Raw genomic sequence first — 22,232 nt, forward strand, 5'->3', positions numbered from 1 at the left:
TTGAAGTTTGGAGCTTTCTTTGGTTAATCCCGAAAAAAATACTGGTGTGACAAGTATTCTTGCTGTGGCGAAAGCAGCTGGGGTTTCCAAGGCTACTGTAAGTCGGGTCTTGAATAACCGTCCGGGAGTGAATGCGAAAACCAAAGCAAAAGTTCTAAAGGTTATTGAGGACACCGGTTATCAACCGGATGAAACAGCCCGTAACCTGTCTTTTGGTAAAAGCTCTAAAGTTGGTTTGAATACTGGCTTCAGTAGTCAGCTGAATGTGCATTTCTTCCTGTTCAGGCAATATCTGGAATCTGCTCTGTTTTCGAAAGGTATGCGAGTTGAACAGCTGCCAACCGATGAGCGGGGACTTTTTCCTGCGACTGCAGATCATATGGTTATTGCATCCATTTATGATGATGATCCCAGAGTGGCATATCTGCAGGAGCGTAATATTCCATTTGTCTCGCTCGGTAAAAGTAGTGCCGATTTTTGGGTGGCCTCTGATGAATATAGCGGCGGTCAGCAGGCTGCAGAGCATCTGCTGAAATTGGGGCATAAGGACATCCTGGTGTTAGCGGGTAGTGTGTCTGGCGATGGGGCTATGTCGTCTCCGCTTCATACTCGCGCTACTAGCGAGCGTATTCGAGGCGTGCGAGATGCGCTGGGGGCTGCTGGTATTGAGCTTCCAAACAAGCATATTCTTGAAGGTGACTTCACGGGGCTTGGTGCCTTTCTTGCTGTCAGGCAGGCTATTCGTGATGGTTTGAAGTTTACAGCGATTTTTGCGCTTTCTGATGTGATGGCTGCTGGCGCTATTAAGGCGCTAGAGGATCATGATCTTAGGGTGCCGGATGATGTTTCTATCATCGGGTATGATGAAATCCCGGAAGTTGGTGAGGCGATCACCACTATTCGGCAAAATACTGAAGAACTGGCCCATGCAGTGGCTGATCTGCTTGATGATGCGATCGAAGGCGCAGAGGCGCGTAGTATTACGGTACCTGTCGAATTAGTGGTGCGAGGCACCACTCAACAATTACGTTAAACCGTACTGTAAAAATATTTATGAAGTGGGAGCATTGCTGCCCCTAGCACTCCGCCATCCCCTGTATGATCTGAAATAGTCAATCGCGGCATGGCGCGGGGTTCTGAACGTCTGCCATCATCGTAGATTTTCAGTTTTTCAATAAGCATACGGGCGAGCGAGCGTGGGATGCGCCCACCAAGCACGATGGCATCTGTATCCAGAATAGCAGCGATTGCGGAAACTACGAGTGATAGCGCAGGTTCCGTTTTCTCAATCCAATCCGTAACGCCGGGTTGCTCAGGATCAAATTTCGCTAGCATGTCAGAAATGCCTTCAATATCAGCGCCTTTTTCCTGAAGCATAGTGTGAAGGAGGTCCAGCATTGGGCGTGGGTACATATTGCTAGGTACAATCAAACCAATCTCGCCAGCGTTACCGTTGCTACCTCTTAGCATTTCACCATTAATAACAATGCCGCCACCAATGCCCGCGGCAATGAATAGATATGCAAAATTTTCGTAATCACGACCAGTGCCAAGGAGGCTTTCGCCCAGAGCTGCGACATTGCCGTCGTTCTCTACCCAAACAGGGAGATTGAGTTCTTCAGCAATGATTTCATCAATATCAATGAGGGCCCATTCACCAAGGCCTGGCGGTGTATTGAACTTTGACCTGCCGCCAAGATTATAGCCGGAGATAGCAACACCAGCGCCAAGGATGGTATCGTGCTCGATATTATGTTCACTGGTGAAACTATCAAAAGACAGTTTGATCAGGTTAAGTACCTCTTTCCGGCTCATGGAGGGGGGGATGTGCGTTGTCTCTGCTATCGTTTCGCCAGCCAGGTTCACTAGTGCGATAGCAACACAGTCTGTCATGATAGATATGCCAATGGTGTAGGCGTAGTTTCCTACTATGCTTGTAGAAAGGCTTGGTTGGCCTCTTTTCCCGGTGGCAACGCGGTCGGATGCAATGAGTATTCCCTTTTCAATCATCCCTTTGATAAGGCGAGAAATGCTCTGCTGGGAGAACTCTGATAGCGAGGTTAATTCTGCCAATGTCAGATTGGGGCGTCTGATAAGCAGGGACAGGATTTTCCTCTCACTGAGTGAGCAGGGGGTGCGGGTCGAGTCTCTAAAAAATGGTGGTGTTGCAAAAGTTTTGTGACTCAGAAATCTGCTCATTCTCGCGCTTTCAATCCTGTTTCATTGCGAAATCCTAGTACTGATACGCATACCTCTATGCCGGGCGTATGTTGTCTAAAATTCCAAATATTTCAGCGGTTTCGAAATCTTACTCTAGCGATTTATATGTATTTGGCAACTATAAAACTTAAATATAACTCATAATAAGTTTTAATAATTGTGAAAAATATGTTGCAAATATAGTTTTTATTCACAATAGTCTCGACCTAAGAGCGAGGACCCGCCGAAATCCGGGGATTAGCTTAGAAGTCCATCGGCGTTTGACAGGGAAGGAAGGCGCAAGTTGGATGTGATATAGTGTAAATGGGAGGGATAAGATGACGTTTAGCTCACTTAAAACCAAACTTTTAACCGGCGTAACTTTATTTGCTGTTGCGGGTGCTGCATCTGCGCAAGATGCGTCTGAAAAAGAAGAAAAAGTACTGTCTTTGGAAGAAATCGTTGTTACCGGTACGAGTAAAGCGCGTAGCAGCTTTTCTACGCCTGTTCAGGTAACGTCCATTTCTGAAGATCAGCTTCGGAAATTTACAGCAAGTAGCCAGGCAGATATTCTGCGTTCAGTAACAGGTATTAAAGCTGAAGGCGGTGGCGGTGAAGTTGCTGCGAACGTTTTCATTAAAGGTTTGCCGTCAGGTGGTCAGTTCCAGTTTACTCCGCTCCTTTATGATGGTGTTGCATCCTTCAGTACATTTGGTCTGAACTCTTCAGCCTTTGATGTTTATTACCGTAATGACTTGGGCATTGAGCGCGTGGAATTTGTTCGTGGTGGTGTATCCAACCTGTTCGGCCCGGGTTCAGTCGCTGGTGTTATCAACTATATCTCCAAAACGGGTGAAGATGAGCCAGAAGGTCAGGTACAGTTTGAAGTGGCTGAAGAAGGCCGGTACCGCGCCGATTTTGCAGCGAGCGGGCCGCTAAGTGCTGATGAAGGCCTTTATTACGCTATGTCTGGTTATTACCGCTATGATGAAGGGCCACTTGATTCTGGTCTGCCAACTGAAGGTTACCAAATTCGCGGTAACATCAAAAAAGAATTTGGTGACGGATCTGGTTCCGTAACACTCTATACGCAGGTAATTGATGATAAGGTTCAGTTCTTCCTGCCTTTCCCACTAGATGGTGATACGCGTGAACGCCCAACAGGTAATGATGGCGAAACTATCTATACGCTGCAAACCCGCGATGCATCACGCTTGAGCTATCAAACACCTGATGGTGTTTTTGAAACACCTATTGCAGACGGTGTTTCCACACAAGGCGCTACTTTTGCGTTAGCGTTTGAGAAAGAACTGGAAAACGGTTGGGGCTTTAACGGTAAAGTTAAATACTCTGATTATGATCACCAGTTTAACCTGTTCCTTGATGGTGATGGTATTGCGAATACACCAGAAACACAGGCTGGTTTCCTCGCGGCTCGCGGCTTAGGTGATCTTGCTGGTGCATCATTTACATTCACAGAATCTGGGCAGGCGCTTGGTGCGAATGATCTGCTGTTTGCCAACCGTATTTTGGATCGGGACCGTCCGGCGACAGATTTTACCAGTGAATTGAATGTTACAAAAACCTTTGATGCAGGTGATTGGGAACACAGTTTCACGTTTGGTGGTTTCTTCGCAAACGCTGAAGCAGCGGATGATAATGTTATCTCAACATACCTTGGTGAATTCAATGATCAGCCGCGCCTTGTAGATCTTACCTATACGGATGAAAATGGTAATCCTGTTGTTTTCTCACTGAATGGTTTGACAAATGCTGGTGTTATTTTCTCTAATCGCGAACATACAGCCAAGCGTATTGCAGGTTACATCGCTGATCAGTTTGAAAATGATCGCTGGGTATTTGATGTTGGTTTCCGTGTAGAACGGTTTGTAGGTGATTTCTTCCGTGAAGGAACAACAACAGCTGTAATTAATGATGATCCAGGCTTTGCTCCAGGCCTTCAAAGTGTAGTAACAGGTGATGGCTCCTTCCAGATTGGTTCTGTTTCTACAACAGAATGGGCGGTTGCTCTTGGCGCTCTATACCGTCTCAATGACAATGTGAACCTTTACGGTAACTTCTCTCGGGGTTTCTTCTTCCCGCAGCTTCGCAGTGTACGTGTAAATTCACTTGGCGAAACAGCTTCTTACGATGCTGAAATTATCAAGCAAGCGGAAGTAGGTGTGAAATATGGTTCAGCTAATTTTGCAGCAACATTCTCTGCTTTCTATGCCGAACTTGATAATCGTGCGAACGTTGATTTTGTAAATGACGGTAATGGCGGAGTTGTTGAAGAGGTAAGCCTTCAGTCAACTAAGTCATACGGTATCGAAGCTACTGCTTCATATAATATTACAGAAACACTGCGCGTAGATGCGAATGTGACCCTTCAAGATCATGAGTTGACGCAAAATGATGGCAACCCGGCACTTATCGGCAATGAACTTCGCCGTCAGCCAAATCTGCTGTTTAACGCTGGTGTTTACTATGATGATGATACCTTCGACGTATCCTTCTTCCAAAACTATGTTGGCGATAACTTCGCAAACGATTCCAACAGTGTTGAGCTGGATGCCTTCAGTATCTTCCGTTTGGACGCTGGTTACAGCTTCGGCTTCGGCGGTGAAAAGAACGCACGTATTGGGCTTGGCGTATTCAACCTGTTTGATAGTCAGGGCACAACAGAAGGTTCGCCTCGCCAAGGTACATCTCAATCAAATACAGGCAACTTTTTTGTAGGTCGCCCGGTTCTGCCACGCCGCGTAACACTGCGGTTTAACTACAAGTTCTAAGTATTTGCAGAACCAAAGTTTCAGTGAGGGGAGGCTTCCCCTCACTTCTATTAAGCATCAGTAAGTTCGTAGTTATTTAAAGTAGATGTATCATGGAAGCTGAGAAAATTGAGCTTCAAGGCCCGACAAATAAAGCCTTGCATGAAGCCGCAGAAAAGATCCTGATCGAGAATGACCTGGGCGGCTATTCGGTACCAAACAGAGATGTGTATCCGTTCCAGTGGAACTGGGATTCTGCTTTTGTTGCTTTAGGATATGCGCAGTTCAATCTTGATCGCGCATGGCAAGAGCTTGAAACTCTTTTCAAAGGCCAATGGGATGATGGTTTCTTGCCGCAGATTATCTTCTGGAAAGATAACGCAGGATATTTCCCGGGGCCTGAGATTTGGCAAACAAATCAGCAGCCACGTACATCCGGCATCAGTCAGCCACCTGTTGTGGCAACTATTCTTCGCCAGCTTTGGGAACAAAACCAAAATGCTGAAGCGGAAGAAAAAGTTAAACAGCTAATTCCCCAGGTGTTTGCCCTGCACCGGTGGTTCGCATCCTTCCGCGATCCACTAAAAAAGGGCCTTGTTGTAACTACTCACCCATGGGAAACAGGCCGCGATAACGCGCCGGAATGGGATGAGGCAGCTAAACGTGTTGATACCAGCAATGTTACACCTTATGTGCGCCAGGATACCAAGCATCTAGATAAGAAGATGCGTCCACACAAAGAGGATTACGATCGTTTTATCGCCATGGTGGAGTTCGGCCGTGATGCTGGTTGGGACCATAAAAAAATCATCGAAGAAAGCCCATTCCGTGTAGCTGATGTGGGCATGACAATGATGCTCCTGCGTGCGAACCGAGATCTTCTTGTATTGGCTGAGCAGTTTGGTTTTGAAGGTGAAGCTGAGTTCCTGAAAAATCAAATTTCTCTCTCTGAAACAGGTGTTGATTATCTTTGGAATGAAGAGAAGCAGGCTTTCTGTTCCCGTGATGTTATTTCAGGTGAAAGCACAGGTATTATCAGTAGCGCATCGTTCCTGAATTTTTACGCGGATGTTGGCTCTGCTGAACAGCGTGCCGCAACCGAAGCTCATATTGATCGGATTGCAAAAGTAAGCCAGTTTCTTATGCCAAGCCTCGCGCCGGGTGAGGAACAATTTGATGCAATGCGCTATTGGCGCGGCCCTATTTGGGCGGTTGTGAACTACATGATTGCAACAGGCTGTGCCGAGCAAGGCCTTGAGAAGTGGGCTGATAAAATCAGAAACGATACTGCGGCGCTTATCAAAATCGCAGGATTCTCTGAAGCCTTTAATCCTGAAAGTGGTGAAGGAACGGGTGGTACAGATTTCTCCTGGACGGCGGCTATGTGGCTGCACTGGGCAGGAAAATAACCATGCTTCAGGATAAGGTCATTATTGTCACGGGTGCCACTTCTGGCATCGGTTGGGGTATTGCGCAGGAAGTATACAGGCAAGGTTCAAAGCTTGTCCTTCATGGTCGTAGCCTTAAAGAAGCGGAAGCAGCGGTAGAGAAGCTGGGCGAAAGGGCCTTTCCTGTCGCGGGTGATCTGACTGATGAAATTGCTTTGGATGCTTTGGTGCCTGCCGCTGTGGAAGCATTCGGTAAGCTTGATGGCCTCGTAAACAATGCCGCAGTAATGACCCGGGATGATATTGAACACACCAATCGCGATTTGCATGATGAGATTATGGCAATCAACTGCCGTGCGCCGCTGTTTCTCAGCCAATCTGCCATCAAACAGTTCCTGAGGCAGGGCTCAGAAGGTGCGATTGTTAATATCGGTTCCATTAATGCTTATTGTGGGCAAAACAACACCCTTACATATTCTATGGCAAAAGGGGCCCTTCAAACCATGACCCGAAATTTGGGTGATGCATTAGGGCCCCAGCGAATTCGTGTAAATCAGCTCAATGTTGGTTGGACGGACACTGAAAATGAAGACCGTATCCAGAAACTACAGGGTATGGGGGCAGACTGGCGGGATCAAATCCCGCCGGTTTTTGCACCGTCCGGGCAGTTGCTTCAGCCTCACAACATTGCGGCACACGCTGTTTTCTGGCTTTCAGATTTATCTGCGCCGGTAAATGGCCAAGTATATGAAGTTGAGCAATACCCGGTAATTGGCCGCAATAAAATCAATGTAGCCGAAAGGGCGAGCAATGCGTGAGGCATGGCGGTGGTTCGGCCCGAACGATCCCGTAAGTTTATCAGAAATACGCCAGACGGGTGCGACGGATATCGTTACGGCACTTCATGAAATTCCGATTGGCGATACTTGGCCGTTCGAGGCAATTCTTGAGCGCAAAAAGTTGATTGAAGAAACACCCGAGGGTTTATTTCCTCTGCGGTGGTCAGTCGTTGAAAGTGTGCCTGTTCATGACGCTATCAAGCGTGGTGATGCTGATGCGGGTAAATACATTCAAACATTTATCGAAAGTATGCGGAACCTGGCTGCTGCTGATATTCGGGTGATCTGCTATAATTTCATGCCTGTTATTGATTGGACCAGAACGGATCTGAGATACAGAACTGATAAGGGCGCTTATGCTTTGAAGTTTGATCATGATGTGTTTTCTGCTTTCGATCTTTTCATTCTTCAGCGTGAGGGTGCCGAAGAGGATTATTCCGCGGAAGAAATTGAGCGGGCAAGGCAAGTTTTTTCATCAATGAGCGCGGGTGAGAAAGATACACTTGCTCAAACAATTATGGCAGGCCTTCCCGGCAGAATGACAGATCAATACGGGATTGATGAATTTCGAAATGCCGTTGCGCGTTATGCAGACATCACCCGTGATGAGCTGCGAGGCAATCTTTTCAGGTTCTTAAAGGCAGTTATGCCAGTTGCTGAAGAGTTGGGGATGAAGCTTGCAATTCATCCAGATGATCCGCCACGTGATCTGCTGGGCATTCCTCGTATTATCTGTACCCCTGATGATCTTGAACTGTTGTTCAGCGAAATTCCAAGTACATCAAATGGTGTCACTCTGTGTGCTGGTACATTTGGCAGCCACCCGACCAACAATGTGGTTGAAATGGCCGATACGTTCGCTGACCGCATATATTTTGCTCATCTGCGCGGTGTTACCTTGGATAAGGAAAACCCACTTACTTTTACCGAAGACGAACACCTGGGTAGTGATCTGGATATGGTGGGTTTGATCCGTAACCTGCTCGCTGCAGAAAAGCGCAGGCCGGAAGGATATACAGGCGAAGTGTTCGTTCGGCCAGATCATGGCCACCTGATGATGGATGATGTGGGTAAGACAAGTAACCCCGGATATTCTGCGATTGGTCGTTTGAAAGGCTTAGCGGAGATCAGGGGCGTGATCCGAGCTCTAGAGCAAACAGGTAGCTAACGGTGGCCGCTATGCAGATTGCCATTGTTGGGGAATGCATGATTGAACACCGTGAAGGTACATCCGCGGGTGATCTTCATTTCGGTGGTGATACGGTAAACACCGCCGTTTATCTATCCCGCTTGTTAAGCAGCGAGAATGCGGATGTTTTATATGTAAGCCAGCTAGGTGGATCGGAAAAAGATAAACGGCTTTTAGCGTGTTTTAAGGATGAAGGGCTTAATTGTAGCATGCTGCCGTTACTGCCAGGAAGGCAGACGGGCAGTTATACAATTCACACAGATGAGACGGGTGAAAGGCATTTCACCTATGATCGTGCGCACTCTCCGGCGCGCGAAACTCTAAGGAGCATTGCTTGCAATGCAACGGGGCAACTGGCGAGCTGTGATGTCTTATATGTAACGGGCATCACACTCGCGATTTTTTCACCAGAAGATCGTGAAACGTTGCTTGCATTGATGGCAAAGATGAAAGAAGCGGGCAAACAGGTGGTGTATGATATGAACCACAGGCCCGTATTGTGGGAAAGCACGCAGATCGCCCGAGAAATACACCAGAGAGCAGCCGATGCCTCCAATATTTTTATGCCGTCGATAGAAGATCTGGAAATGGTGTTCGGAGCAGAAGAAAGTCTCTGTGTTATTGAAAAACAACAGGGCAGAGATGATTTGCTGCTGGTGCTTAAAAATGGTGGTGGTGAGCTGGCAATCTCGAAGGCTGGCAGGCAGTATGTTTACGGCCTGAGGGTAAATGAAAACGTTGTAGATACAACGGGCGCAGGCGACAGCTTTAACGCAGGGTTTCTTGCAGCGTATCTCACGAATGGGTCCATTGATGAGGCGGTAGAAAAAGCCCACCAGCTGGCATCAACGGTAATTATGCATCGTGGTGCAATTATTCCGCAAGAGGCTATGCCTTCATGAAGCCTGTTGTTGTTTCAGAGAACATTACCTGCACTTTAGGCGAAGGGCCAATGTGGTCCGCGCATCATGGTAAAATTTTCTGGGTAGATATCTTTGAAGGAATGGTACACGGGCTTCATACCCAAACCGGCGAAACAAAAAGCTGGGCTATGGGGGCGCGAGCATCTGTCGTTGTAGAAGATGTTGATCATAACCTTCTTGTCGTATGTCAGAACTCTATCAAAAAACTCAATCCGTTAACCGGAAAGATAATAGAGCTATCAACGTTTGAAGAAGGGTTGCCCGATAATCGTCCTAATGATGGCAAGCTGGACCCAAAAGGCAGGCTCTGGTTCGGCACTTCAGATCATTTGGAACAGAATATTTCCGGCAGCATCTATATGCTTGATAACGAAGGTATGCTTCATAAAAAGCTAACTGATTTTGGTAATCCAAATACTTTTGCATGGAGCCCGGACGGTACGGTTTTTTACCTTGCTGACTCTGTAAAACAAACAATGTGGGCGTTTGATTTTAGCTTGGAAACGGGCGAGCTTTCAAACCGCCAAGAGTTTTTCTCGCTTGCGGGCACTGATATTATCCCTGATGGTTCCGCTGTTGATGCCGAAGGCTATCTCTGGAATGCACAGTGGAACGGTTGGCGTATAGTACGCTATGCACCGGATGGTTCGGTAGACCGGATTATCAAAATGCCCGTTTCTTGCCCAACAAGCTGCGCATTTGGAGGGAATGACCTCGATATTCTGTATGTTACTTCGGCCAGAAAAGGGCAAACAGAAGCCCAGTTAGCAAGGCAACTGGGTGCAGGAAAGCTATTTAAAATCGATCTGGGTATAAAAGGCGCTTCAGTGGGGAATTGCTCTGTACAATAAATAGTGTGTTATACAGAAATTCATTGCTTAATATAAAAGTCTGTTCCTATGGGGAAAGGAACTGCCATTCTGGTAGATGAAGATGAAAAGGTAAACTGCCTGACCAAAAAAGGGGCGGCTGATCAGGCAGTTTTAGGGGGAGCTTTAAAGTTCCTTGAGGGATGCTTCCAGAATATCCAGACCCTCGTTTAGAATGTCGTTAGACGCGGTGAGGGCAGGTAGGAAACGAATAACATTGCCGCGAATGCCACATGCTAAAAGAATTAGGCCTTTTTCCGCCGCATGTTTCACCAGTGCGCCTGTAAGTTCCGCATTTGGTTTATTCGCATCACCTTCTTTAACGAGTTCAATAGCTATCATCGCGCCGAGGTTCCGCACGTTTCCGATACGGTTGTCATCCGCCTGTATTGCAAGAAGGCGTTGATTGAAGAGCGCGCCAATCTCGTTTGCGCGTTCACAGAGATTATCTTCCTTGATGATATCCAGAACCTTCAAGCCTGCAACGCAACCAAGTACTGAGCCACCATAAGTACCACCAAGGCCACCGGGCGCTGCGGCATCCATAATATCTGCTTTACCGATAACACCACTGATAGGGAAACCACCAGCCATTGCTTTGGCGACCGTCATCAAATCCGGTTCAACACCCATATGCTCTGTGGCGAAAAGCTTGCCTGTACGAGCAAAGCCCGTTTGGATTTCATCTGCAATCAGCATGATGCCGTGGTCATCACAGATTTTGCGGAGTGCTTGCATAAATGTGGTTGGTGCTGCGTAAAAGCCACCTTCGCCTTGAACGGGTTCAAGGATAATGGCTGCAACTCTGTTTGGTTCAATATCAGATTTGAAAATACCTTCGAGCGCGGTGAGGCTGTCTTCAGCGCTCACACCATGATAATCAATAGGAAAAGGTGCGTGGAACACTTCGCTTGGAAATGGTCCAAACCCAATCTTATAAGGGGCAACTTTACCTGTGAGTGCCATGCCCATCATAGTCCTGCCGTGGAAACCGCCCTTAAAGGCTATAACACCTGGCCTGCCAGTGTGAGCGCGTGCGATTTTGATAGCGTTTTCAACGGCTTCTGCACCAGTGGTTAGGAAAATAGTTTTCTTTGGTGTATCGCCGGGGGCTAAATCATTCAGTTTTTCTGCAAGCTCAATATAGCTTTCATAAGGATTTACCTGAAAACATGTGTGAGAGAAATGGTCGAGCTGATCTTTCACGGCCTCTGTGATGCGCGGATCGCTGTGGCCTGTGTTACATACGGCAATGCCGGTTGCAAAATCAATATAACGCTTACCTTCGATATCAGTGATTTCAGCATTTTGAGCAGTAGCCGCGAAACGGGGATGCATGGTGCCAACACCGTGCGGTACAGCTTTCAAGCGGCGTTCCCAAAGCTCTGCATTTGTTTTTGTCATATTATATCCCTCCGATGAGGCTGTATTTAATTTCGGTATATTCATCAATGCCGTAGCGGCTGCCTTCGCGGCCAATGCCGCTTTCTTTCACGCCGCCAAACGGGGCAACTTCGGTGGAGACAACGCCTTCGTTTACGCCGACCATGCCGTATTCAAGTGCCTCCATAACGCGGAACATTCGACCCATATCTTTTGTGTAAAAATATGCGGCCAGGCCGTAAGGCGTATCGTTCGCCATACAGATCACATCGTCCTCAGTTTTGAATTTGAAAATCGGGGCAACAGGGCCGAAAATCTCTGCCTGTGTGATGCTGTTGGTGTGATCAATGTTAGTTAGTAGCGTTGGTTCATAGAAGTTGCCGCCAATAGTATGGCGTTTGCCGCCGAGCGCGACAGTCGCACCGTCAGCGACAGCATTTTCAACCAGTTCTTCCACTTTGTTTATTGCGGCTTCGTTGATAAGGGGGCCAACAACAGTGCCTTCATCTGCGCCGTCACCAACGGTGAAGTCAGCTACTGCAGCAGTGAATTTTTCAATAAAGTTATCATAGATATTTTCGTGTACGTAAAAACGGTTTGCGCATACGCATGTCTGCCCCGCGTTACGGTATTTACTGATAAGAGCACCTGCAACGGCCGCTTCAATATCTGCATCCTCAAACACAATGAAAGGTGCATTCCCGCCAAGTTCCATAGACACCTTCTTCACGGTGTCCGCTGACTGTGCCATCAGAAGTTTGCCAACTGCAGTGGAGCCTGTGAAAGAAATTTTCCGCACGGTCGGGTGTGTTGTAAGTACCTTACCAATTTCCACTGGATCAGTGGTGGTTACAATTTTGAAAACACCTTCAGGGATGCCCGCTTTAATCGCGAGTTTTTCAAGTGCAAGAGCAGACAGTGGGGTGGCTTCTGCTGGTTTGATCACGGCACTACAGCCAGCAGCCAGCGCCGGCGCTACTTTTCGAGTGATCATGGCGACTGGGAAATTCCACGGCGTGATAGCGCTGATAACGCCAATTGGCTGTTTCAGCACCATAATGCGTTTGCCGTCAGCGTGGTGAGGCACGATATCACCGTACAGTCGTTTCGCTTCTTCTGCGAACCATTCAACAAACGAAGCCCCGTAAAGCACTTCACCGTTGGCTTCTGTGAGAGGTTTGCCGCATTCCGCTGTAATCAGGGCCGCCAGCGCATGCTGGTTTTCTATAATCAGGTCGTACCACGTGCGGAGAATAGCCGCTCTCGCTTTCCCAGTAAGGGTGGACCATTTTTTAAAAGCAATATCTGCATTTTCAATCGCATTTTCTACTTCGGCGACTGAATAATTTTTTACTGTGAATAAATGATCACCATTTGCCGGGTTTTCCACAGAAAGCCCAGTGTCGGTGCGGTATTCAGCTATCAGACTGTCATACAAAGTCATGCATCTGCCCCTAAATTAAAATACTCATCGGAGCCTCGCAGATCGAACCACTGGTCGCTTGCCAAATTGGGCCAAGATTCTTGACCGCATATGCCATGCATAAGAGAGTGGAATATTCCTTTATGTGAGAGAGGAAATTGGGAAGTGTTTTATGAAAATATTGAAGGCAGGTGCAGATTATTCACCTGATGCAAGAAGTTCTATTGTTGCGGCGGTTCTGTTGGGTATCGTCGCAAATATTTCTTTTATCATTCAGCCTGGTCTTGTAGGCGGGTTTGTCGAAGGTTTGGGACTTGGGGAACAACAGGCTGGTGAACTTGCTGCCGCAGAAATGTTTGGCATTGCTATCGCGACTATTGTGTTGTCGCTTGCGAGCTTGAAGGTGAATTGGCGTGCCAGTTTTTTGTTCTTCTCTGCTGTCGCCATCGCCGGAAACCTTGTTTCCGCCTATATGACAGAATTTGCTGATCTGGTACTGGCAAGGTTGCTTTCCGGCCTTGGGCATGGTGGGCTGATTTCCCTGAGTTTTTCAGCCGTTGGTCTCACATCAAAAACAGATAGAAATATTGGTATCTATCTCGCTGTGCTTTTGAGTTACGGTGCTGTTGGGTTGCTGGCCATGCCGTCTCTTATGGCAACGATTGGTTTGAAAGGGATTTTCATCAGCTTCTCATTGGTTGTGTTGATTGGTATAGGACTTGTTGGATATCTGCCGGATCAGGCGAAGAATGAGGAAGAAGTGCCTGAAGCAACTGAACCTCTTAACATTAAGCTGCTTGTTCCAGCCCTACTTGGGTATCTCGCATATAATATTTCGCAAGGTATTGTGTGGGCGTACCTGTTCCTGATTGGTGTTTCAAACGGATTGGAAGAACAGGTGGTGGCAAACGCTTTGTTTGTTTCACAGATTTTTGGTGTGCTTGGCGCACTTATCGCGATCGTGGTTTCCGCGCGAGTTGTTGGCCGGTTTGCGCCGCTCACTATTGGTATTCTTGGTGGAGCCGTGTTCATCGCACTCCTTTTGTTGAAGGTAGATTACTTCATCTATCTGATTGCTGTTTGTGGCTTTAACCTGATGTGGAATAAAGTGTTGCCGTTTATTCTGGCGGCGATCTCGGATTTTGACCTGCGTGGCAGGGTAATGCCATTCGCGCTTGCTATACAGATGTTTGGTTTAGCCGTTGGCCCTTATATCGCTTCGCAAATTGTTGGTGATGGTGATTACCGGGCTGTTGAACTTGCGAGTATTTTCTTCTTTGTGCTGGGGTATATCTTGCTGATTGTTCCGATAATGATGCGCAAGAAACAACAGAAACTAGAACTGAAGAAGGCGCTTTGAGCGCCTTCTTTTTTATTGGTTTGCACCGTAAACAGATTTGACTTCGAGGAATTCTTCAAGGCCGTGCTTGCCCCATTCTCGGCCATTACCGGACATCCTAAAACCACCAAACGGGGCCGCGCTATCAAGCCCAGCGCCGTTCAGATGGACCATGCCCGTGCGGAGTTCAGAAGCTATCTCAGCAGCTTCCTTCGTTGTTCCTGCCCACACAGCACCAGAAAGTCCGTATTCGCTATCGTTGGCAATTTTGATGGCTTCTTCAATGCTTTCGTATGCCATCAGTGTGGCTACTGGACCAAAAATTTCTTCCCTTGCAATTGTCATATCTGGGGTTACACCACCAAATACAGTTGCTGGGATGAAATAGCCGTTTTCAGGTGTGAAAGCGGATTGGCAACCTCCAGCTAATAAAGTTGCGCCTTCTTCGATACCGATCTGAATAAGATCTCTGACCTTTCGGTATTGAGCGTTATTGGCCATTGGGCCGAGGTCCGAGGTATCAGATGCACTACAGGTCATCTCACTAGCGGTTTCTGCGGCAATCTTTGCGGCTGTCTTATAATCAACTTTGTGAACAAGAATGCGCGCTCTCGCATTACAGGATTGGCCGCTGTTAAGCATCAAGTCTTTAATCGTTGAAGCAACGGCTTCTTCAATAGGAGCAGAAGGGCATATGATCGCTGCTGATTTGCCGCCGAGTTCAAGCGATACTCGCTTAATTGTTGGTGCAGCCGCTTCACTGATAGCGATACCTGCGCGGGTAGAACCTGTGAAGGAAACCATATCTACATCTTTGTGCGCTGTGAGCGGTGCTCCAACACCTATGCCGTCACCGTGCACCAAGTTAAACACCCCTTCAGGTAAGCCAACTACATCGATGATTTCAGCGAGAATGATAGCGTCAAGCGGGGCAAGTTCTGAAGGCTTCAGTACCATTGTGCATCCAGCCGCGATCGCTGGTGCAACCTTGGTGGCAATCTGGTTCATAGGCCAGTTCCAGGGGGTGATCATACCCACAACACCGATAGGTTCATGCCGCACTGTTGTTGTGCCAAGCTTTTCGCTGAAGGAATAGCTCTCAAGTTCTTTTAATATTTGCTCAAAATGCTGAGGTCCACTTGGCGCCTGAGCACCACGTGCGAGCGCCATTGGTGCGCCCATTTCCTGATGAATGGCGAAAGCAATATCTTCATTGCGCTCAATCAGTTTGGCATTGATGGCGGAAATCAGTTCTTTTCGCTCAGCAATGCTTGTGCGGGCAAAAGAAGGAAAGGCCGCCTTCGCGGCGGCTACTGCCTTATCAACATCGTTTTGGTTTCCGTAAGCTACTTTTGCAACAACCTGTTCGGTTGCTGGGTTGACCACATCACCAAAATCTTTCCCTTCTGGGGATACCCATTCACCGCCGATGTAAAACCGGGTTGCGTCTGGCAGGCGCATATTATTTTTCCTCAAGGCGAGATTTGTAGAACTGAGCACCTTGACCACCAGCTGCGCGCTTGCCGCGGTGTTCCCAGTCTCCACCCATTGCAGTTGAAATTACTTCTTCAGATTCTGTTGGTTGTGCGCCTACATCAGTGCGAACAGGATATGGTCCTTCAACAATCTTGTTCGTAAGCTTGCCAAGGCCTTCAACTTCCACTTCAACCACGTCACCTGGCTGTACCGGGCGGCTATTGGCTGGTGTACCTGAAAGAAGAACATCGCCTGGTTCAAGCGTGATATTCCGTGCAATATCGGCCACCAGATAGTGCATGTCCCATTCCATATTATCGGTATTATCTTCCTGAACGACTTTGCCGTTCACGATTGTGCGGATGACCTTGTTCTTGAAATCCCAGCCTTCTACAAGGCCTGGGCCAAGCGGGCAGAGCGTATCTGACCCTTTAACGCGTAGCATAGAGCCCGCATCTGTATCACGGAAATCATGAAGGCCGTAATCGTTGGCAACAGTATAGCCTGCGATATATTCGCCAGCTTCTTCTTGCGAGATATTTTTACAGTGCTTGCCGATAACGATGGCAATTTCACCTTCATAGTTCAGATATTTACAGTTGCTTGGGCGTACAATATCACCTTTGTGGGTGTTGAGCGCTGTAAGTGGCTTGTGGAAATAGGTTGGGGAACCTCCGAGTTTGGTCATGAATTCATCCACACGGCTATGATAATTCAGGTGAACACAGATTACCTTTCTTGGCTCAACCGGCGGCAAATGAACCGCCTCATCAACATGAACGCTACGTCCATCTTTTGCGCGTAACATATCGCCGTCACGTACGGTAAGAATTGGATAGCCATCAAGAAGAATTTTACGGTACTCGGTCGTCATTATACGCCCCTTTAAAAATTAATAGTCTTTCGGATTATTTCTACTAAAGAGGGGCCTGTCTTTCTTAGCATATGAGGACAATATAAGGCCGTGCGCTGGAAACTGGTGCTGGCCTTCATCATAGTGATCATCAGTTAGTTTTAACGGATGAGAATGTGAGATGACGGGTTTTTACTATCCAAGAACCAAATCTGGAAAATCAGCCATATTGCCGCCAGTGCCGTGGCATTATTCGGGTGAGCTGATCACCATGGAATACCGCACAGATGTGGAAGCAGTGAAAGCACTTCTGCCTGAGGGGTTTGAATTAGCTGATGAAGATCCCGGTGCGGTTGCCGCCATCTGGGCAGATTGGCAAAGCTGTTCTGATGATTTCAATGAAGTGCTTGATCCTGTACGCCTTCAGTACAAGGAAATGTTCATTGTTATCCGCTGCAAATACAAGGGTGAAACATACTCACGCTGTGCTTTCATTTGGGTAGATAAAGAGTTTGCTATCATCCGCGGCCAACATCAGGGATACCCGAAGAAACTTGGGGTTATTCAGCAGACACGTCCGGTGAATGTTGGTAAGGCCGGTCCGCGTTTAGCGCCGGGTGGTAAATTTGGCGTTACGCTCGCCGCTTTTGATCGCCGCCTTGCGGAAGGTGTGTTTGAAATTACGGATACAGCTGAAGCACCTGGATTTGTGAATGGTCATCCAATGGCTCATAGCCGCTGGTATCCGGCTATTGAAACAGACGGCACAGATAGCCTTTCAGAAGTGGTTACTATGTCAGGTTTTGATGTGGATTTTGGACGCTGCTTTAAAGGCGATTTTGATCTCACGTATTTTGATAGCCCGGTTGAAGAATTGGTTGATCTGCCCATCCGTGAGAAAATTGGCGCTTATTGGCATGAAGTGGGTGTTTCCTGGAAAGCCGGAACAACGCTTGAACGCCGGACCCTTGAAGACATTGGTTAATTCAAACCAGAAATATAGCCATCACGCCCATGTCTATTATGATGTGGGCGTTTCTATTTGTCGGGAACGGGCACTGGCGCTTAAGCTTTGTGAAACCGCGCGTGATCGGTTTGAGCTGAAGATGGGGCGAATGCATGATGAACCCATTGGCCCCCGTCCGGTGGGGAGTTGCCAGCTGCTAATACCAACAGAATCCTCTGAAGAAATTATCAGATGGTTCGATGAAAACCGGCAGGGGTTAACGGTTCTGATTCATACATTAAGTGGCGACGATTACCGTGATCATACAAAAGGGGTGCACTGGTTAGGCACCCCTTGTGAACTTGATTTGTCTGTCTTTGATTAACTCGTGGAATCTTCCAGAATTTGCAGTGTCTTGAGGTCTGAATGGAACTCAAGCGCATAGTGCCCGCCTTCGCGGCCCAGGCCGGATAAGCCAATACCGCCAAACGGTGCTGTAAGGTCTCGTACAAGGAAAGTATTTACCCATACCGTTCCGCCTCTTACCGCTCGGCCCACTCGTTCTGCCCGGTCACGGGAGCCAGTGTAAACAATGCCAGAAAGTCCAAATACGGTCGAGTTCGCAAGTGCAACACCTTCTTCTTCTGTTTTGAAGGTTTGGAACGTGAGGACTGGGCCGAAGATTTCGCTCTGAACAACTTCGCTATCATTGCTTTTAGGTTTGATGAGGGTTGGTTCCACCCACAAGCCATCTTCTTTATGTTTCTTGCCGCCACGAACAATTTCATCACCATTTTCACGGGCACGCTCGATGAAGCCCATTACTCGTTCTACATGGGTTGGGTGGATCATGGCAGACATGGTGGTATCACTATTCCTGCTATCGCCCATGATGTGCTGATCTGTGTATTCGTGGAATTTCTTTTCAAATTCTTCAGCAATAGATTCATGCACAATAATGCGAGAGCCGCACATACACACCTGGCCGCTATCATCGTACTGGCCTGCGGCCTTCTTTGCTGCGGCATCAATATCTGCATCTTCAAATACCAGCAGGCAGCTTTTCCCGCCAAGTTCAGCAGTGAAAGGAACAACATTTTCCGCAGCAGCTTTGCCGATGATACGCGCCGTAGGTACGGACCCCGTGAAGGAAATACGTTTCACACGCGGGTTATTCACAAGGGCATTGCCAACTTCATACCCCATACCCTGAACCACGTTAAAGACACCGGGCGGGAAGCCTGCCTGATCAACCATATCAGCGAGCAAGCTTGCGGACAAGGGAGACCACTCAGCTGGCTTTAGGATCACTGTGTTACCAGCAGCCAGTGCTGGTGCCACTTTCCATGTTGAAAGCATGAAAGGAGCGTTCCACGGCGTGATAATAACCGCAGGGCCTGCAGGCATGCGAATAACCCGGTTATGTGTGCCTTTACTATCCCAGACACGTTCTTCATGCTCAACAGCAAGGTCAGCATAGTTCCGGAAATTCAGTGCGCCACGAGGTACCAGCCTAAGTTCAAGGCTTTCCTGAAGCATCGCCATATCCATGCATTCAGCTGTAGCGATCTTTTCTTTGTTTTTTTCGATCAGATCCGAGAGCCGGTGCATATAAACTGCACGTTCTTTTGGTGTAAGTGCCGCCCATGCCGGAAACGCTTCGGTTGCGGCGGTTACCGCTAAATCAGCAGTTTGGTCATCACCCCGCGCGATGTTACCGAGAAGGTTATCCCAGTTCATCGGGCTCCGGGTTTCAAATGTAGCAGGGCTCGAAACTCGTTTGCCGCCAATATAGTGATGGGGGGAAACAGCGACGCCTTCAATCATTAAACGATCTGTCATAGTTTTTGTTCCGGAACCTTAAATATAATTGATATAATAATCGACCAAGCCTTGCTCATCGAGGTTCGCCGTTTCCTCAATTTCCGCTTCTTTGATCGCGATATAGTTATCAGTGATCAACGATCCAATCGCATTTGTCAGGTCAGTATCTGCCTTAAAGATCGCAAGCGCCTCCGAGAGGGAAGCTGGCACATGACGGTCTGTATTAACCGTTTCCAGGCCGTCGTTAGTTTCAGCTTCAGGCAGCTCGTAATCATGCTCGCAGCCAAGAAGAGCAGCATTTAAAACAGCAGCCAGTGCAAAATATGGGCTTGCGGCGCAGTCACCCACGCGGTGTTCAATACGTGCAGCTTTGCCACCTTCACCGGAAACCCGAACGGCTACGCCGCGGTGGTCATATCCCCAGTTTGCCCAGTAACCGGAAAGGCTGGCAGGCTGGAGACGGGCGTAGGAATTTACTGTTGGCGCTAGAATAGCTGACATCGCTTCATGGTGTTTCACAAGCCCTGAAATGCAGCCTTTTACCAGGTCAGAAAGTTGGCCTTTCTCAGTGCCGCCCGCAAACACATTATTTCCCTTCTTATCATTGAAGCTGAGATTGATGTGCAGGCCGCTGCCCGAGAGATCAGAGATGGGCTTTGGCATGAAGGAGAGCAAATAGCCGCGCTTGTACAGAACTTCCCGAGCCATAGTGCGAAACAGGAAGAAATCATCGCAAGCTTTGAGGGCATCGGTGTAGCCCATTGTTAGTTCATACTGAGGCGCATCAAATTCTGCGTTGAAAGATTCGATATGAATGCCGATTTTCTGCGCAACAGCCCAGATTTCATCAATCAAACCAGCGGGGTCGGTAAAAGGACCTGTGCCGTACACGAATGAACCAGGGGTGTTGTATGGCACCCAGTTACCGTCCACATCACGTTCGAAAATATAAGCTTCGCCTTCAAAGCCCACCATGGGGGTGAGGCCTTTTTCTTTCCACTTGGCAAGAATTCTCTTCAACGCGCCTCGTCCACACAGCTCGGAGGGTTCATCATTGTCATAGATATCAGCAAGCGCGATTTGAGTGTTATCTTCCCAGCCAATTCTGTATGCACCCGGGTCAAACATAGCCTCTACATCGGGCAAGCCGACTTCCACACCCGCACCCGGAGCTGGTACAATATCTTTGTTATATGTAACCGCATAGGCGCCTTTACAGAAGCGAGCCTTTCCCTCTTCTGCAAATTCTTTTGGAATATATTTACCGCGCGCCAAATTCAGCTGATCAGCAAATAATACACGAACCCTGTTCATAATTGATGTTTCCATCGTCTTCCCTTTAACCTTTGTTCTTACGTGTATTTCAGCATGATGCCGTTAGGCGGCTGTCATCTTCACAGGTAACTTTTTGATACCCAGAATGAAGTTTGACCGGAGATATGCGTGCGGCCCTGTCTGTTCGATTTTAGCGACACGTTTTGCAAACTCTTCAAGCACGATCCGTACTTCCAGTTTCGCGAGGAACATACCAAGGCAAACATGCGGGCCGCCCTGTCCAAAAGATACAAACCTGTTTGGTTTACGGGTTAGATCAATCTCAAACGGATTACCGAATGTGTCTACATCTCTGTTGGCGGCAGTGAACCATAGAACAACCTTGTCGCCTTCTTTGATTTGGTTACCACCATATTCGAAATCGCGTGTTGCCGTGCGGCGGAAATGAGTGGTAGGTGATGCCCAGCGGATCATCTCATCCGATGCTGTCATCATGAAACCATCATCATCCATGTTATCGCGAATTTGCGAGAGTAGTTCAGGTTGGTTTGCCATAGCGTGAATAGCCGCAGCGATACTGTAGCGCGTTGTATCGTTCCCTGCGGCGACGAGCAGGCAGAAGAAATTTCTGAACTCGTCATGGGACATGGAGTGCCCGTCCTTGGTCGGCTGAAGTACAGAGTTCAGCACGCCAAAAGATTCCCCCGCATCCATGCGTTTCAAAAGATCATTTGCATAGTCAAACAATTCTACAGCGGCTGGAGAACGGAAAGGCAGAAGGCGGTATTCTTCAGTATCTACTTTATCTACAACGAAATCCGTATAATCCGGATCGGAGTTGGAGATAAGTGCATCGCCTTTTTCTACAAGCCAATCAAGGTCTTCATCCGGCACCCCGATGATCTGCCCAAGCATACGCATTGGGAGTTGGCGGGCGATTTCATCTGTTGCATCAACTTCGCCTTTTGCCAGTGCTTTATCAATGAGTTCGGCTGTAATTTCACGGATACGATCAGAAAACAGTGCGACCTGACCACGGGAAAAAGCCTTGTTCACAAGCATGCGGAAATAGGTGTGTTGTGGCTGATCTGTTTCCTGAAATGTCTTTCGAGCTTCATATTCTTCTTCAGTTTGATCTTCGATACGAATACCGCGTGCGGAACTTAGTAGATCAGGCTGCTTATTCAGTGCCATAACATCTTCATGACGGGTGACAGACCAGAAGCCCCGGCCATTTGTTTCCTCTGTCCAGACAACCCCCTGGTTCTGCATTTTTTCAAATGTTGCAAAAGGTGCACCTTCGTTAAAGGCATCAAGGGATGAAAGATCAACAGCAGTGTCTGTTGACGGAGAAAAAGGATAATTCCAATGCTTGCTCATAGTCGCCTCTTAACTCATGTCTCTAATCAATCTTTCATCACGCTAAACCAAGGAAAAGCAGGTGTCTTAGCAGATGTGGACATAGTAAGGGGTATCGCTGGAAGGCCTTATTTTTTGCGCTTATAAACTGATTATTCAAGGTTCAAAGGAGTGAA

At 47.8% G+C, this 22,232-nt stretch carries 18 protein-coding genes; 10 read left to right on the top strand and 8 right to left on the bottom strand.

Annotated features, from left to right (window positions below; all coding sequences use genetic code 11):
* Nucleotides 1-19 precede the first annotated feature (19 nt).
* Nucleotides 20-1,033, top strand: a complete 1,014-nt coding sequence (locus tag KFE96_RS07720; RefSeq protein ID WP_255835408.1) for a LacI family DNA-binding transcriptional regulator — start codon at nt 20-22, stop codon at nt 1,031-1,033.
* On the opposite strand, the gene KFE96_RS07725 is transcribed toward KFE96_RS07720, so the two are convergent.
* Entirely contained in the window at nt 1,030-2,199 is a 1,170-nt protein-coding gene (locus KFE96_RS07725) for an ROK family transcriptional regulator (RefSeq protein WP_255835409.1), read from the bottom strand. The two genes, KFE96_RS07720 and KFE96_RS07725, sit on opposite strands and share 4 nt — an antisense overlap.
* 338 nt (nt 2,200-2,537) lie before the next feature.
* Between KFE96_RS07725 and KFE96_RS07730 the strand changes: the two genes are divergently transcribed.
* From KFE96_RS07730 to KFE96_RS07755, 6 genes are all read left to right on the top strand, one after another.
* Nucleotides 2,538-4,991, top strand: a complete 2,454-nt coding sequence (locus tag KFE96_RS07730) for a TonB-dependent siderophore receptor (RefSeq protein WP_255835410.1) — start codon at nt 2,538-2,540, stop codon at nt 4,989-4,991.
* Nucleotides 4,992-5,083: 92 nt separating this feature from the next.
* On the top strand, nt 5,084-6,379 hold the full coding sequence (locus KFE96_RS07735; protein ID WP_255835411.1) for a trehalase family glycosidase: 1,296 nt from the start codon (nt 5,084-5,086) through the stop codon (nt 6,377-6,379).
* Nucleotides 6,380-6,381: 2 nt separating this feature from the next.
* Nucleotides 6,382-7,176: an SDR family oxidoreductase gene (locus KFE96_RS07740; protein ID WP_255835412.1), complete on the top strand. Its 795-nt coding sequence runs from the start codon at nt 6,382-6,384 to the stop codon at nt 7,174-7,176.
* Entirely contained in the window at nt 7,169-8,365 is a 1,197-nt protein-coding gene (gene uxuA / locus KFE96_RS07745) for a mannonate dehydratase (RefSeq protein WP_255835413.1), read from the top strand. Before KFE96_RS07740 ends, uxuA begins: the two co-directional genes overlap by 8 nt.
* Before the next feature lie 11 nt (nt 8,366-8,376).
* Nucleotides 8,377-9,288 carry a sugar kinase gene (locus tag KFE96_RS07750; RefSeq protein ID WP_255835414.1) on the top strand — a complete coding sequence of 304 codons (912 nt, stop codon included), beginning with the start codon at nt 8,377-8,379 and terminating at the stop codon, nt 9,286-9,288.
* Nucleotides 9,285-10,160: an SMP-30/gluconolactonase/LRE family protein gene (locus KFE96_RS07755; protein WP_255835415.1), complete on the top strand. Its 876-nt coding sequence runs from the start codon at nt 9,285-9,287 to the stop codon at nt 10,158-10,160. The genes KFE96_RS07750 and KFE96_RS07755 overlap by 4 nt, the downstream gene beginning before the upstream one ends.
* A gap of 144 nt (nt 10,161-10,304) precedes the next feature.
* Here the strand turns inward: KFE96_RS07755 and gabT are convergent, their stop codons facing one another.
* Nucleotides 10,305-11,582 (bottom strand): 4-aminobutyrate--2-oxoglutarate transaminase, encoded by a 1,278-nt coding sequence (gene gabT / locus KFE96_RS07760; RefSeq protein WP_255835416.1) that lies wholly within the window; start codon nt 11,580-11,582, stop codon nt 10,305-10,307.
* Between the two features lies 1 nt (nt 11,583).
* Nucleotides 11,584-13,005, bottom strand: a complete 1,422-nt coding sequence (locus KFE96_RS07765) for an NAD-dependent succinate-semialdehyde dehydrogenase (RefSeq protein ID WP_255835417.1) — start codon at nt 13,003-13,005, stop codon at nt 11,584-11,586.
* 151 nt (nt 13,006-13,156) lie between these two features.
* On the opposite strand from KFE96_RS07765, the gene KFE96_RS07770 reads away from it, so the two are divergent.
* Complete coding sequence (locus KFE96_RS07770) at nt 13,157-14,344, top strand: MFS transporter (RefSeq protein WP_255835418.1); 1,188 nt, start codon at nt 13,157-13,159, stop codon at nt 14,342-14,344.
* A gap of 12 nt (nt 14,345-14,356) precedes the next feature.
* Here the strand turns inward: KFE96_RS07770 and KFE96_RS07775 are convergent, their stop codons facing one another.
* Nucleotides 14,357-15,784: an aldehyde dehydrogenase family protein gene (locus tag KFE96_RS07775; RefSeq protein WP_255835419.1), complete on the bottom strand. Its 1,428-nt coding sequence runs from the start codon at nt 15,782-15,784 to the stop codon at nt 14,357-14,359.
* A 1-nt stretch (nt 15,785) separates the two neighbouring features.
* A complete protein-coding gene (locus KFE96_RS07780; protein WP_255835420.1) occupies nt 15,786-16,673 on the bottom strand; it encodes a fumarylacetoacetate hydrolase family protein in 888 nt (295 codons plus the stop codon).
* A 160-nt stretch (nt 16,674-16,833) separates the two neighbouring features.
* Between KFE96_RS07780 and KFE96_RS07785 the strand changes: the two genes are divergently transcribed.
* Together KFE96_RS07785 and KFE96_RS07790 are read left to right on the top strand one after the other, a co-directional pair.
* On the top strand, nt 16,834-17,637 hold the full coding sequence (locus KFE96_RS07785) for an acetoacetate decarboxylase family protein (protein WP_255835421.1): 804 nt from the start codon (nt 16,834-16,836) through the stop codon (nt 17,635-17,637).
* Nucleotides 17,621-17,983 (top strand): DOPA 4,5-dioxygenase family protein, encoded by a 363-nt coding sequence (locus KFE96_RS07790; RefSeq protein ID WP_255835422.1) that lies wholly within the window; start codon nt 17,621-17,623, stop codon nt 17,981-17,983. The genes KFE96_RS07785 and KFE96_RS07790 overlap by 17 nt, the downstream gene beginning before the upstream one ends.
* On the opposite strand, the gene KFE96_RS07795 is transcribed toward KFE96_RS07790, so the two are convergent.
* From KFE96_RS07795 to KFE96_RS07805, 3 genes are read right to left on the bottom strand one after another with little or no spacing between them, the layout of a single operon-like run.
* A complete protein-coding gene (locus KFE96_RS07795; RefSeq protein WP_255835423.1) occupies nt 17,980-19,440 on the bottom strand; it encodes an aldehyde dehydrogenase in 1,461 nt (486 codons plus the stop codon). The two genes, KFE96_RS07790 and KFE96_RS07795, sit on opposite strands and share 4 nt — an antisense overlap.
* 18 nt (nt 19,441-19,458) lie before the next feature.
* Complete coding sequence (locus KFE96_RS07800) at nt 19,459-20,751, bottom strand: glutamine synthetase family protein (RefSeq protein ID WP_255835424.1); 1,293 nt, start codon at nt 20,749-20,751, stop codon at nt 19,459-19,461.
* Nucleotides 20,752-20,799: 48 nt separating this feature from the next.
* Complete coding sequence (locus tag KFE96_RS07805; protein ID WP_255835425.1) at nt 20,800-22,077, bottom strand: cytochrome P450; 1,278 nt, start codon at nt 22,075-22,077, stop codon at nt 20,800-20,802.
* Between the last annotated feature and the right edge of the window lie 155 nt (nt 22,078-22,232).

The sequence above is a fragment of the Kordiimonas sp. SCSIO 12603 genome (assembly GCF_024398035.1).
GTDB lineage: Bacteria > Pseudomonadota > Alphaproteobacteria > Sphingomonadales > Kordiimonadaceae > Kordiimonas.